The organism is Actinoalloteichus spitiensis RMV-1378 (genome assembly GCF_000239155.1).
Lineage (GTDB): Bacteria > Actinomycetota > Actinomycetes > Mycobacteriales > Pseudonocardiaceae > Actinoalloteichus_B > Actinoalloteichus_B spitiensis.
In genome coordinates this window covers 1-13,392 of the sequence record NZ_AGVX02000417.1, presented here as the reverse complement: position 1 = coordinate 13,392, position 13,392 = coordinate 1, and the positions used below count along the sequence as shown (strand labels likewise).

The window sequence follows — 13,392 nt, the reverse complement described above, 5'->3', positions numbered from 1 at the left end:
GACCTCGTGCGCGCGTTCCCGCACCCCGAAGATCGCGCCCAGCCGCTCCAGGTCGGTGAACAGCCCCTCGAACGGGGTGATCCGCTCCGGGTGGCCCGGGTAGTTGTAACAGCTCTCGGTGTGCATGAAGCTCTGGATGCCCAGCCCGTCGAGGATCTCCGGGGTGATGCCGCGCTCGTCGCTGAACCCCGAGTTCCAGCCGGCCACCACCAGGTCGGCGCGGGCGTCGGCGACGAGTTCCCGGTTGAGCAGGTCGTCGCTGAGGAACTCGACGGCCGCGTAGTCCTCGGCGAAGGGGGACTCCTCGACGGGCGGGTTGGCCGGCGGCATGACGTAGCCGTGGACGTGCTCGGTCAGGCCGAGGACGAACAGCTTGTCGGCGCTGCCGCCCTCGTAGGCGACCGCGCGTTGGGGTAACCGGTACTCGACCTGTTCGCCGCACCGCGGGACCGTGACGGTGCCGCCGCCGGTCGCGGTCTCCTCGACGGTGGCGCCGCAGGCGGCGGTGAGCACGGAGGCGGCGGTGACCCCGAGGGCGACCGTCCTGGTCCGGAGACGACGGGTGCTGGTTCGGGGGGCGGGGGCGGTCACGAGGTGGTCCTTCCGGAGGGGTGGGTGGTGAGCGCGTACAGCAACTGGGGGTCGCCGGTCACGGGGTGGGGGACGACGGTGACCTCGACCCCGAAGACGTCGCGGACCAGCTCGGCGGTCAGGACCTCCGCCGGCGGGCCGGAGGCGACCAGGCGGCCGTCCCGCAGGACACCGAGCCGGTCGCAGCTGGCCGAGGCGAGGTTGAGGTCGTGCAGCACGACGAGCACGGTGAGCCCGCTGCCGCGCAGCAGGGAGAGCAGCTGGATCTGGTGTCGCACGTCGAGGTGGTTGGTGGGTTCGTCGAGCACGAGGACGCTCGGCTCCTGTACCAGGGCCCGGGCGACGAGCACCCGTTGGCGTTCCCCGCCGGAGAGGGTGAGCACGCCCCGGTCGGCGAGGCGCGCGACGTCCATCCGCTCCATGGCCCATTCGCACAGTTCCCGTTCCCGAGGGCTGAGCGCCTGGTTGCCCGCGTTGTGGGGGGTGCGGCCGAGTGCGACGAGTTCGCGGACGGTGAAGTCCAGGTCGACGGTGTTCTCCTGGGTGAGCGCGGCCAACCGGCGGGCGCTGTCCCGCAGCGGGAGCGCGTGGAGGTCGTCGCCGCCGATGCGCACCGTGCCGGCGCGGGGCCGCAGGGCCCGGTACACGCAGCGCAACGCGGTCGACTTGCCCGAACCGTTGGGCCCGACCAGCCCGACGACGCCCCCGCCGGGGACGTCCAGGCTCAGCTCGTGGAGCAGAGTGGTGCCGTTGACGGTGACGGAAAGGCCGTCGAGGGTGAGTTCCACGGGTCAACGTCCTCCGAACAGGTAGCCCCGGCGTCGCATCAGGGTGAGCAGCACCGGGACGCCGACCAGGGCGGTGATGACGCCCAGCGGCAGTTCGCGGGGAGCCACGAGCGTTCTGGCGAGCAGGTCCGCCCACACCATGAGGACGGCGCCGACGAGGGGGGCGATGACGAGGACCCTGCCGTGGCTGGCGCCGACGACGATCCGCGTCAGGTGGGGGATCACCAGTCCGACGAAGCCGATGGCTCCGCTGACGGCGACCATGGCGCCGGTGACCACCGAGGTGAGGACGAACAGGCCCACGCGGAGCCGGTGGGTGTCGATGCCGAGGCTGACGGCCGTCTCGTCCCCGAGCGAGAGCACGTCGATGCGGCGCGCGTTCCTGAGGAGCAGGACGACGGCGACCAGGACGGCGGCGGCGACCAGCGGGAGGGTGTTCCAGGTCGCGGCCCCGAAGCTGCCCATCGTCCAGTAGAGCACCATGCTGGTCGCCTCCCCGCTCGGCGCGAGGTAGATGAGCAGGCTCATCACGGCCTGGAAGCCGAAGGACAGGGCCACCCCGGTCAGCACCAGGCGAAGCGGGGTCACCCCGGCGCGGGAGCGGGCGGCCAGGTAGACGAGGGCGGAGGCGGCGAGGGCGCCGAGGAACGCGCCGGCGGAGACGGCGTACACGCCGAGGACGGCCAGGCCGCCGAACACCGAGACGCTGACGGCGCCGACGGAGGCGCCGGAGGACACCCCGAGGATGAAGGGGTCGGCGAGGGCGTTGCGGACCATCGCCTGGATGGCGACGCCGACGAGGCTCAGTCCCGCTCCGACGACCACGGCGAGCAGCACCCGGGGGGTGCGGACCTGCCAGACGATCTGCTGCACGGTGACCTCGCTGGCGGGGATGGTTCCGCCGGTGAGGGCGGCCCACAGGTGCCGGGCGGTGTCGCCGGGCGAGATGATGCTCGGGCCGAGACCGATGGCCAGCACCACGGAGCCGGCGAGGAGCACGAGGAGTCCGACGACGCCGAGGGCGAGTCCGGTCCACGGCGGGGTGGACCGTGGTGGCGGGTGGTGGCCCTCCGTCCCTTCCGGGGCGTCGTCGTGGGCCGGGAGACGGTCCTCCGGCGTGTCGGTCGTGGAGGTCACCCGCACTCCAATAGATGTGATTTCCGTTTTCATTAAGCTAGCACGGGTGATCCTGGTGCCACAGTGATCGGCGCCACCCCTCGACGGCCACGCCGATCGGGGACGCCCTCACGCCGAGGCGGCTCCCGTCGGGGTCACGCGCAACTCGGCCGCACACCGGGCCGCCGACCACCAGCCCCGCCCTCGGCCCGCTGCCCTCCTGCCCTCGACGGCCGGTGGCCGGACCGGCCGGTCAGGCTTCCCCGGCCGCCCGGCCGTCCGACCACGGAGGACGTGGAGGACAGGACGGCCCGCCACCTTGGCTGGCCCTCGTGGCGTGTCGAGCGTCGGTGGCCGCCACGCCGGTGGTGGCCGTTCCACGGATCGCCCGGCCCCCACCCCGTGCCACCGGGCGGTCGGGCCTGGGAGCCGAGAGGACCTCCTACCAGGCAGGAGCCCCCCATCCGGCGGGACGCGCGGACCGGACATCCGCGCGCGTCCCGCGCCGGCGAGTCCCGACACACCCTCCCCTGCGGCGGCCCGCCACCTCGGCCGGGCCGCTCAGCGGTCGGCGGTGTCCCGCGAGTAGCCGCGTGCTCCCGGCGCGCAGGCCGCCAGGGCCGGCGCGAGGAAGCACACCCCCGCGCACACCGCCAGGGTGGTCGACACCCCGCCCGCCGCGACGGCGGGGGTGATCAGCGCCAGACCGACCGGGGCCAGACCGTAGGAGAGCAGGAAGTCCACCGAGGACACCCGGGCCAGCAGCCGGGGTTCGACCTCGCGCTGGATGGCGGTGAACCAGAGGACGTTGAAGAGTTCGATGCCCACCCCGGCGAGGACGTAGGCGACGACCACCGCCACCGGCGGCGCCTCCAGCATCATCGCCAGCGGGGCGAAGCCGTAGAGCCCGAGCCCGAACAGGGAGGCCCACCCGGGAGACCGTGGCCGCCACCTGGCGACGACCACCGCGAAGCCCAACGCGCCCAGCGTGAAGCCGGTGGTGGCCGCGACCAGCACGAACTCACCACCGTAGTGGTCGCGGCTGACCAGCGGCAGGATCACGCCGGTCGCGGAGTAGCCCGTGGCGATCACGGCCGAGAGCGCGGCGAGCCCGGCCAGGAACCACGGGTGCCGACGCGCCTCCCGCAGGCCGTCGAGGAACTCGCCGACGACGGAGGTGGACCGACGCGGTCCAACCGGGGCCGGTGGTGCGGGCGTGCCCCGGGGTGGCAGCAACGCGGCGCCCAACCACAGCAGCGCGGTGCCCAGGATGAGGGCGGGCGTGTCCAGGAGGGCCGCCAGGACCGCGGTCAGCCCCGGTGCGGCGAGGGTGGTGCCACGCACCGCCAGGCTCATCGCCGCGTTCGCCCGCTGCCGCCGCTCCTCGACGACGATCTCCGCCGTCAACGCCTGGTACGCGGGCCGGCACGCGCCCTGTCCGCATCCGACGACGGCGGCCGCGATCGCGGTGACCGTGGTCGACCACCCGAGGCCCACCACGACCAGGGGCGTGGCGGCGGTCGCCGCCAACCCGGACCAGAGCACGGTGCCGCGCCGGGAGTGGCGGTCGGCGAGCACGCCTCCGACCGGGACCGCGGCGAGGAAACCGACCGTCCTCGCGGCCAGGACCACGCCGAGCTGCCCGACCCCGAGCGTGCCGTCCACGACGGCGAACCCGAGGAGGAACGGCAGCGCCCAGGTGGCCAGTCCCGACAGGGTCGCGCCGCACCAGAGCCGGAGGAACGCGGGGTCCCGGCGGAGCGGGCGGCCCTGGTCGGGCGGCGGCGTGGGGTGTACGGGCACGGGGGCGACCATCGGTCTGCTCCTCGACTGTTGCGCGGTCGACGTGCGGCGCGGTCGGCCCAGATGGCAGGGGACGTCGTGGTGTCACCGCCCGGCGACAGTCCGGCGCTCGCGGGGACCACCAGCATACTGAAAACGATTGTCGCTACCTGCGGGCGGGTGCTCCCGAGCCACGCCGATGGCGTCACCCGACGGGGCCCCCGGAGCGAGGCCCGGGGCAGGGCCTCGCCCTCCCTCCGCGGCGGCCACCGACCGGCGACAACCGGGGCCACCGACGGAGGCGAGCGGTCAGGACGGGGCGGAGAACGCCGACAATCCGAGAACGGGGTGCGCGCTCCACGGACGAGAGCGAGGATCCCGGGGTGAACCCTCCTCCCGGCCACCGGCCCGGGCACCCCGGAGGGACGAACGCCCCCTCGCGGCCCCGAGCTCAGGAACGGACGCACAACCGGCGCGCGAGCCCGTCCAACATCGCCAGCACCTCGGCACGCGCCTCCACGTCGTCGCCGCCAAGAGCGCGGTCGATGACGTCCTCGATCGGTGCCACCGGGCGGCTCCGACCCCACTCGCGGATGTTGGCCGAGGGCAGGACGAGCGTCCGCCTCCGGTCGGCCGGATCCACGGTGGTCTCCAACACCCCTTCGGCCCGGAACCGCGCCACCGCGCCCGAGACCTGGCTCTGGAGGAACCCGGTGCGCTCGGTGATGTCACCGATGGAGCTGCCCGGGTGCTCGATCACGTCGAACAGGATGGCGCGGGCACTTGCCGGCAGCCCGTGGAAGCCGCCCTCGGGAATGGCGTCCTCACCCAGCTTCATCAGCCTGCGCCCGAGCAGGTAGAGCACGAACCCGTCCACGCGCTCACGCTACAACAGCCAACACTTATCACCGATGATGCATCACATGTGATGTAATCTGGGCTGGCCTCCCGCCCGCCACCCACCACGCGCGACCCGTCGCGCCCGACACGTGGAGACCGCGTGCTCATCGCGCTGCTCAGAGTCCACTTACGGCCCTACACCGGCAGACTCGGTCTGCTCGTGCTGCTCCAGCTCGTCCAGACCGTCGCCACCCTCTACCTGCCCACGCTGAACGCGGACATCATCGACAACGGCGTCATCCCCGGTGACCAGGGCCGCATCCTCACCGTCGGCGCCGTGATGATCGGCGCCACGATGCTCCAGGTCGCCTGCGCGGCCGGAGCCGTCTACCTCGGCGCCCACACCGCCATGTCGGTGGGCCGGGACATCCGTGCCGCCGTGTTCCACCGCACGCAGTCCTTCTCCAACCGCGAACTCGGCGAGTTCGGCGCCCCCTCGCTGATCACCCGCACCACCAACGACGTCCAACAGGTCCAGATGCTGGTCCTGATGACCTGCACGCTGATGGTCACCGCCCCCATCATGTGCGTCGGCGGCATCGTCCTCGCCCTCAACCAGGACGTCCCGCTCTCCGGCCTGCTGCTGGCACTCGTGCCGGCGCTCGGCCTGGTCGTCGTCACCCTGGCCTCCCGGCTGCGTCCCCTCTTCCGCACGATGCAGGAGCGGATCGACGGCGTGAACCGGGTCCTGCGGGAACAGATCAACGGACTCCAGGTCATCCGCGCCTTCGGCCGCGACGACCACGAACGGGAGCGGTTCCGGACCGCCAACACCGCCCTCACCGACACCGCGCTGCGCATCGGCCGGCTGATGGCCGTGATGTTCCCGCTGGTGATGTTCGTCGTGAACGTCGCCACCGTCGCCGTGACCTGGATCGGCGCCGGCCGGATCGACAGCGGCGCGATGCAGGTCGGCGCGCTGGTGGCGTTCCTCAGCTACCTCATGCAGATCCTGATGGCGGTCATGATGGCGACCTTCATGTTCATGATGGTGCCGCGCGCCGAGGTCTGCGCCGACCGCATCCAGGAGGTCCTCACCACCACGGGCACCGTACGACCGCCGGCCCACCCGGTGCGGGAGCTCCCGGGGACCGGCGGCCTGGAACTGCGGGACGTCGAGTTCCGCTACCCCGGCGCGGAGGACCCGGTGCTCCGCGAGGTCAGCTTCCTCGCCAGGCCCGGGCAGACGACGGCGGTGATCGGCAGCACCGGCAGCGGCAAGAGCACCCTGCTGAGCCTCGTCCCCCGCCTGGCCGACGTCACCGCCGGCGCGGTGCTCGTCGACGGCACCGACGTGCGCGACCTGGACCCGGCGCTGCTGGCCCGCACCGTCTCGGTCGTCCCCCAACGCCCGTACCTGTTCTCCGGGACCATCGCCAGCAACCTCCGGTACGGCAACCCGGACGCCACCGACGAGGAGCTGTGGCGGGCGCTGGAGATCGCGCAGGCCGCCGACTTCGTGCGTTCCCGCCCCGAAGGGCTGGAGGCCCCGGTCTCCCAGGGCGGGACGAACGTCTCCGGAGGTCAGCGGCAACGCCTGGCCATCGCGCGTGCCGTGGTCCAACGCCCCGCCGTCTACCTGTTCGACGACTCCTTCTCCGCCCTCGACTACGCCACCGACGCCAGGGTCCGGGCAGCCCTCTCCCAGGAGACCAGCGACCGGACCGTCGTCATCGTCGCCCAGCGGGTGAGCACCATCCGCGACGCCGACAGGATCCTGGTGCTGGACGCCGGCCGAGTCGTCGGCTCGGGCACCCACACCGAACTGATGGCGGACAACGACGTCTACCGGGAGATCGTGCTCTCCCAGCTGACCGAGGAGGAGGCCGCGTGAGCGCCCGAACCACCACCGAGGCCAGGCCAGCACCGGCGAGCGCCGGCCGGCCACCGAACGAGAAGTCCAGCGACTTCCTCGGCTCCGGACGCCGGGTGCTCGGACTGCTGGCCCGGGAACGCGTGGCGATGGTCGTGGTCCTCGTGCTGGCCCTGGCCAGCGTGGGGCTCAGCGTCGCCGGGCCCCGCATCCTCGGGTACGCCACCGACCTCGTCGTCGAGGGCACCTTCGGGCCGGCGGCGGCCGGCATCGACTTCGGGGCCCTCGGAACCGTCCTGCTGTGGGTTCTGGGCGTGTACCTGGCATCCGCCGTGTTCGGGATCGTGCAGGGCCGCCTCACCAACGGCGCGGTCCAGCGCACCGCCGGCCGGCTGCGCCGCGACGCCCAGGCCAAACTCGCGCGGCTGCCGCTGCGGCACTTCAACGGCCAGTCGCGGGGCGAGGTCCTCAGCCGCGTCACCAACGACATCGACAACGTCGCCCAGTCCCTCCAGCAGGTGCTCTCCCAGGTCATCGTCTCCCTGCTGACCCTGGTGGCGGTGCTGGCGATGATGTTCTCCATCTCCTGGCTGCTGGCGCTGATCGCCCTGGTCAGCATCCCGGCGGCGGTGCTGGTGACCGCCCTCATCGGCAAGCGGGCCCAGCCCGAGTTCGCCGAGCAGTGGAAGAGCACCGGCGAGCTCAACGGCCACGTCGAGGAGATGTACACCGGCCACGCGCTGGTGCGCGCCTTCGGCCGCCAGCGGGAGGCCGCCGAGGTCTTCGCCGAACGCAACGAACGGCTGTTCCGGTCGAGCTTCCGCGCCCAGTTCATCTCCGGCCTGATCCAACCGAGCATGATGTTCGTGTCGAACCTGAACTACGTGCTGGTGGCGGTCGTCGGTGGCCTGCGGGTCACCTCCGGCCAGCTCACCATCGGCGACGTGCAGGCCTTCGTGCAGTACTCCCGCCAGTTCACCCAGCCGCTCACCCAGGTCGCGAGCATGGCGAACCTGGTGCAGTCCGGGGTGGCCTCCGCCGAACGCGTCTTCGACTTCCTCGACGCCGAGGAGGAGGAACCGGACCCCGCCGAACCGCGCCGAGTCCCGACCGTGCGGGGCCGCGTCGAGTTCGAGCACGTCTCCTTCCGCTACGACCCGGACAAGCCGCTGATCGAGGACCTGTCCCTGGTCGCCGAACCCGGCCAGACGATCGCGATCGTCGGCCCCACCGGGGCCGGCAAGAGCACCCTGGTGAACCTGCTGATGCGCTTCTACGAGGTCACCGGCGGCCGGATCACCCTCGACGGGGTCGACACGGCGGAGATGACGCGGGCCGACGTGCGGGCCACCACCGGGATGGTCCTCCAGGACACCTGGCTGTTCGGCGGCACGATCGCGGAGAACATCGCCTACGGCGCGAAGGACGCCACCCGGGAACAGGTCGTCGCGGCGGCGAAGACCGCCCACGTCGACCACTTCGCCCGCACCCTGCCCGAGGGCTACGACACCGTGGTCGACGAGGAGGGCGGCGGGGTCAGCGCCGGTGAGAAACAGCTGATCACCATCGCCAGGGCGTTCCTGGCCAACCCGTCGATCCTGGTCCTCGACGAGGCGACCAGCTCGGTGGACACGCGCACCGAGGTGTTGATCCAGCGGGCGATGGCCGAGCTGCGCAGCGGTCGGACCGCCTTCGTCATCGCCCACCGCCTCTCCACGATCCGGGACGCCGACCGGATCGTGGTGATGGAGGAGGGCGCCATCGTCGAACAGGGCACCCACGACGAACTCCTCGCGGCGGGCGGCGCCTACGCCCGGCTCTACGCCGCGCAGTTCGAACAGCCCGTCGTCGAGTCCGGCTGAACCGGAGGCCCCGGCACGCCCCCAGGTCGTTCCCGGCCACGCCCCCGTGGCCGGGACGGGCATTCGCCGGGACGACAACGTGTGGCCGGCCCCCGACGCCCCGCTCGGCCCGGCGTTGGAGTCGTTGACCCAGCTCGGGATCAGGGCCGGGACCGCTCCCGGACGGAGGAATGACGAGGAACGAATAACGAGCGGAGGTGGCGGTCCTTTTCCCGCCACCCGCTCGTGTTCGTCACCGGACCACGAAGAGTTTTCCTCGTCAAGAAGCCTGCCAATTGCGAACTGGCGGTGTCATAATAAGAACCGATCGTGTCGGTTTCCCGGTTCGGATCCTCGTGCTTCCCTGGAGAGGTCGATCCGTGCCACCAGAAGTGGGAAGGGGTTCGATACCGAACGACTCTCGTCAGGGCGAGGCTCCTCGGGGACGGTTCGCCCGTCATCGCCGGAGCTGGGTGGACAGCAGAGGGGACACGTCCAGGATTTCGCCGCTCGACAACCGGGTCCCGCACCATACGAAGCCGGCGTCCACCTCAACCGACAACGAAGTGCGCAGCTGTGGCGGTGCATGCCTGACGAATTCGCGAGGAGTGTTTGTTCGAACTGGGGGATTTATGAGGATTGAACTACTTGGCTCGCTCGCTATCCGGTATCACGGTGTGCTGGCCACTCCGACGGCACGGAAACCACGAACCGTGCTCGCACTGCTCGCCGCCCGGGCAGCCAGGACCGTTGAGTTGGACGAGCTGGTCGAGGAACTCTGGGCCAGCCGAGTACCCCGGTCGGCGCGCACGACAGTGCAGACCTACGTCCTCCAGCTCCGCCGTCTGCTGGCGACCGCGATCAGCAAGTCGGGCTTCTCGCCGAGCAGGGCCGACAGCGAGGCCAAGCGGCTTCTCGAGACCTGCCCCGGTGGGTACGTCCTCAACGTGGCGCCGGAGGAGGTGGACGTGTGGCACTTCGAGCGGCTGGCGGCCGAAGGCCACCGCGCGCGGGAGACGGGCGACCCACAACTGGCCGCGACCAGGTTCGCGGAGGCGCTCGGTTGGTGGCGGGGCAGCCCTCTGTCGGGAGTCCCCACCGGCCGGCACCTCAGGGAAGTGGCCAGGCGGTGGGAGGAGATGCGGCTGAACGTCCTGGACCGGCGGATCGACGCCGACCTCCTGCTGGGGCGGCACCACGAACTGGTGGGAGAGCTGACCGCGCTCGTGCTGCGGCACCCCCGGCACGAGGGACTGTGCGCCCACCTGATGGTCGCTCTCTACCGGTCGGGGCGGTCCTGCGAGGCGTTGGAGGTGTACCGCCGGCTGCGGGCCGGGTTGAGCGACGAGTCCGGCATCGAGCCCTCGCCGCAGCTGCGGCGGCTGCACCGCTCCATGCTGGTACCCGACAGGGCGCGCGAGGACATGGGCGGGCCCGGGCGTCGTGCCGTGCCGGTCGGCGGCCGGTCGACCGAACCGGCGACCGCCCGGGGGCGGGGTGATCTGCCAGAACGGATCTCCGCCGAAACCGCCGCGTTGCCCTGGGACGCGCACGGCCGGATCAGCGGCACCCGGCCCGCACCGAGCGGGCTCCCCTGACACCGGCCCCGAAGGTCCCCTGAGGTGGGGAGCCTTCGGCACAGGGCATTCACCCGGTCCGCCGCCCGATGTTCCCTTCCCGCCGTGACGAGGGAGTGACGTGTTCGCCTCAGTGATCCTGTGGAACCTCTCCGACTCCCAGCAGACCGTGGCGTCCCTGCGGTCCCACCTGCGCGAGTACGCCGTCGAGGCGTACTCGCGGGTCCCCGGGCTGCACCAGAAGCTGTGGGTGTCCTCCACCGGACCGGAGGGGGAGGTATGGGGTGCCCTCTACGTGTGGGAGTCCCTGGAGCTCGCCTACGGCCGGCCTCCCGGCGTCTCCCGGGTGCTGAGCCTCATCGGTTATCCACCGACCCGGCGGAGCTACTTCAGCGTGGAGGCCGCCACCTCCGGTGGCAGCCCCCTCGAGCTGACCGCCGGTCTCGGCCTGGCGTTCGCGTCCGAACCAGTCCCCCCGTTGACCAGACCGGTCGAGCACCTGCCACCCGGTGTCGAGCAGGCGGACCCGACGTCCACTGACCACCACCGGTGGACGTCGGGGCCGTCGGCCCCCTAACCGGCGATGCCGCCCAACACGTCCAGCGCGTCCACCTGGTACACGGCCTCGCAGGCACGGCTGACGGCGTGGCAGAGGAAGTACCGCTCCACCAGGCTCAGGCCGAGATTGTGCAGTCCGAGGTAGAGCAGGCTGGTGAGCACGCGCACCGCGAGGAAACCGGGGTCGGCGCGCAGGTACCGCAGGAGGTCGGTGTCAGCCTCGACCGCTCGGTGGAAGGCACTGGCCGCGCCGAGGTCCTCCCGCCCCCCGGGCCAGCCGGCGGTCCCCCCTCCAGACGGTGGTCGGTCGCCACGGGCACGGTCGGCGGTCGACTCGTCGACGAGCCAGATGGTGCCCTCCCGCACCTGGTGTTCCACGATGGGGCGGGCGAGCCTCATGGCACGGGCCCAGCGGGCCGCCGGCCCGCCCCGCTCCTGACCTCCGGTGGCCTGATGGACAACCTCGCGGACCCGCATTTCGATCTGGTCGCGCACCGCCTCGTACCTGGTGTCGAACGCGGCTCGGGACGCCGCGGGGTCCCGGCTGGTCGCGAGGAAGGCCTCCGCGTGCGATCGCAGGCTCAGGAAGGCGATCGGGGCTCCCCGCAGCCTCTCGGTGGCCCGATCGAGGTTGGGCACCGAGGACGGTCCCAGGGCGGGCAGGTGGGCGAGCGCCAGGTCGAGGGCCCCACCGAGCAGGCGTGCTCTGCCCGCCCGTCCCGCATCGGCGACGGCGAGCAACGCGGGAGTCACGGTGGCGAGGACGGTCCGGGTGGCCTGGGGCAGGCCCGGCCCCGAGAACACCGAGCCGGCCAGCGGTACCCGACGGGCTGGCCCGGTGTGAACCGGCACGCCCCGGCTCGCGCCGCACCCACGGAGTGCGGCGGCGAGCTCGGCGGCCAGCGATGGTCGCCCCGGCGAGGCGGTAGGGGGTTCTCGGATCTGCACGCTCACCTCGGGATCGCGGTCACCGCCCAGGCCACGCAGCCACAACCATTCGCCGCCGTCGACCGGGCCGCCGTCCTCGCTCGCGCGGGCGAGCAGGACAGGGGCGACCTCGTCGACGAGAACCCGCCCGACCACCCCGGGGTCAGAGCGGAACCTCACCTCCGTCCAGCTCTCCCCCGGGGTGTTCACGGCTGCTCCGGCTGGGACATCGCCATCTCGAAGGCCAGTTCGATCAGGGTGAGCCCCGCGCGGTCGCGAGGCAGGCGGATGCCCCGAGCGTCCTCGACCAGACCCCGTGCCCGTAGCAGTCCGGCAAGCGGAGCGATCGAAGGACGTTCCAGGACCTCGTCGAGCTGGGTCCCGGTCGCCAGTTCCCACTCCGCCCGCAGCACACCGTCGAACATCGCCAGTCCGGCTTGGAGGAAGGACACCAGCACACGGTCCTGCCCGGCGGGTACCGCGATGTCGAAGGAGAGCGGGTCCTGGACGTACCGGTGCAGCAGGCCCTTGCGGTGCGAGAGGAAGCGTTGGTCGACCAGGGACACGGCTCCGGACCCGAAACCAGCGGTGTCGGCGCGGAGCTGGAAGTACATGGCCGCGAACGGGGAGACCTGACCGAAGTAGCCCGAGGCGTACTCGGCGAGCCCGCCGTCCTCGATGCGGCGCCGCGCCGCGGTGAACAGGATCTTCTGCCGCCGCAGGTAGTCGCGGCGTTCCTGGCCCCCCATGCGGCGACGCATCGCCGTACCCGCCGTGGGGCGGAAGGAGTACAACGAGAGGTGGGTCACCGGCAGGCGCAGTGCCTGGTCGACGGTGGCGTGCACCTCCTCGAGGTCCTGGTCGGGGAAGCCGGACATGATGTCGATCGACACCTGGTCGAACCCGGCTTCCCTGGCGTCGCGCACGATCCGTTCGGCCTGGGCGGCGGTGTGGCGCCGTCCCAGGCGGCGCAGCCGGTGGTCGTCGAAGGACTGCACCCCGCTGGAGACGCGGTCGAAGCCGAGCTCGCGGAAGAACGCCAGCCGGTCGGCGTCGACGGTGTCCGGACTGCACTCGATGGTCGTCTCGGTGACCGTGCTCAGGTCGAAGGTCTCCCGGAGCGCGGTCATGATCTGCTCGGCTTCCGCCTCCGACAGGCTGCTGGCGGTGCCGCCTCCCCAGTAGACGACGTGAGGCACGTGGCCGGTCCCGGTCAACCGCGTTCCGCGCACGCGGATCTCGTCGCAGAGCGCGCGCAGGTAGTTCTGCCGGACCGAGTCCTCGGGTCGTCTGAGCAGGTCCCGGTTCGGGATTCCGTCAACCCAGTCGCAGAAGGTGCACCGGGCGTGGCAGAAGGGCACGTGCACGTAGATCATGAGGAGCCGGCGGTCGGGGGTGCTGGAGGGCAGCCGCTCCACGGCGGCCGTACCGGCGGATGTGGTGACCGGGGACGCCATCTGGGGTCCTTTCACGGGCCGGCCGGGCCGGGGGTCGCCCCC

The 13,392-nt window shown here is 71.9% G+C and carries 11 protein-coding genes; 4 read left to right on the top strand and 7 right to left on the bottom strand.

Annotated features, from left to right (window positions below):
• The 5 genes from ACTIDRAF_RS0218105 to ACTIDRAF_RS0218085 form a co-directional block, all read right to left on the bottom strand.
• Positions 1-591 (bottom strand): hypothetical protein (locus tag ACTIDRAF_RS0218105; RefSeq protein WP_016700138.1); only part of this gene is annotated, 591 nt, incomplete at its 3' end.
• Positions 588-1,379, bottom strand: coding sequence for an ABC transporter ATP-binding protein (locus tag ACTIDRAF_RS0218100; protein WP_016700137.1), 792 nt, complete (start codon positions 1,377-1,379; stop codon positions 588-590). The genes ACTIDRAF_RS0218100 and ACTIDRAF_RS0218105, both read right to left, overlap by 4 nt.
• Positions 1,380-1,382: 3 nt before the next feature.
• Positions 1,383-2,522, bottom strand: a complete 1,140-nt coding sequence (locus ACTIDRAF_RS0218095; protein WP_016700136.1) for a FecCD family ABC transporter permease — start codon at positions 2,520-2,522, stop codon at positions 1,383-1,385.
• Between the two features lie 534 nt (positions 2,523-3,056).
• Positions 3,057-4,310 (bottom strand): MFS transporter, encoded by a 1,254-nt coding sequence (locus ACTIDRAF_RS0218090; RefSeq protein WP_016700135.1) that lies wholly within the window; start codon positions 4,308-4,310, stop codon positions 3,057-3,059.
• Between the two features lie 418 nt (positions 4,311-4,728).
• Positions 4,729-5,154 (bottom strand): MarR family transcriptional regulator, encoded by a 426-nt coding sequence (locus ACTIDRAF_RS0218085; protein WP_016700134.1) that lies wholly within the window; start codon positions 5,152-5,154, stop codon positions 4,729-4,731.
• A gap of 123 nt (positions 5,155-5,277) precedes the next feature.
• Here ACTIDRAF_RS0218085 and ACTIDRAF_RS0218080 point away from each other — a divergent pair, with 123 nt between their 5' ends.
• The 4 genes from ACTIDRAF_RS0218080 to ACTIDRAF_RS29620 all read left to right on the top strand — a co-directional run bounded on the left by ACTIDRAF_RS0218080 (position 5,278) and on the right by ACTIDRAF_RS29620 (position 10,985).
• Complete coding sequence (locus ACTIDRAF_RS0218080) at positions 5,278-7,011, top strand: ABC transporter ATP-binding protein (protein WP_016700133.1); 1,734 nt, start codon at positions 5,278-5,280, stop codon at positions 7,009-7,011.
• Complete coding sequence (locus tag ACTIDRAF_RS0218075) at positions 7,008-8,852, top strand: ABC transporter ATP-binding protein (protein WP_016700132.1); 1,845 nt, start codon at positions 7,008-7,010, stop codon at positions 8,850-8,852. The genes ACTIDRAF_RS0218080 and ACTIDRAF_RS0218075 overlap by 4 nt, the downstream gene beginning before the upstream one ends.
• A gap of 611 nt (positions 8,853-9,463) precedes the next feature.
• Positions 9,464-10,429, top strand: a complete 966-nt coding sequence (locus ACTIDRAF_RS29625; protein WP_083886452.1) for an AfsR/SARP family transcriptional regulator — start codon at positions 9,464-9,466, stop codon at positions 10,427-10,429.
• Positions 10,430-10,529: 100 nt separating this feature from the next.
• Entirely contained in the window at positions 10,530-10,985 is a 456-nt protein-coding gene (locus tag ACTIDRAF_RS29620) for a hypothetical protein (RefSeq protein ID WP_016700130.1), read from the top strand.
• Here the strand turns inward: ACTIDRAF_RS29620 and ACTIDRAF_RS0218060 are convergent.
• Positions 10,982-12,073 carry a lantibiotic dehydratase C-terminal domain-containing protein gene (locus ACTIDRAF_RS0218060; protein WP_157163121.1) on the bottom strand — a complete coding sequence of 364 codons (1,092 nt, stop codon included), beginning with the start codon at positions 12,071-12,073 and terminating at the stop codon, positions 10,982-10,984. The two genes, ACTIDRAF_RS29620 and ACTIDRAF_RS0218060, sit on opposite strands and share 4 nt — an antisense overlap.
• A gap of 26 nt (positions 12,074-12,099) precedes the next feature.
• The gene (locus ACTIDRAF_RS0218055; RefSeq protein ID WP_016700128.1) at positions 12,100-13,350 is read right to left on the bottom strand and encodes a coproporphyrinogen-III oxidase family protein; all 1,251 of its coding nucleotides are present in this window, start codon (positions 13,348-13,350) and stop codon (positions 12,100-12,102) included.
• Between the last annotated feature and the right edge of the window lie 42 nt (positions 13,351-13,392).

Bases quoted from the DNA above. Each gene is read 5' to 3' on its own strand.
- ACTIDRAF_RS0218090 (WP_016700135.1), bottom strand. From the start codon at position 4,310: ATGGTCGCCCCCGTGCCCGTACACCCCACGCCGCCGCCCGACCAGGGC.
- ACTIDRAF_RS29625 (WP_083886452.1), top strand. From the start codon at position 9,464: ATGAGGATTGAACTACTTGGCTCGCTCGCTATCCGGTATCACGGTGTG.
- ACTIDRAF_RS0218055 (WP_016700128.1), bottom strand. From the start codon at position 13,350: ATGGCGTCCCCGGTCACCACATCCGCCGGTACGGCCGCCGTGGAGCGG.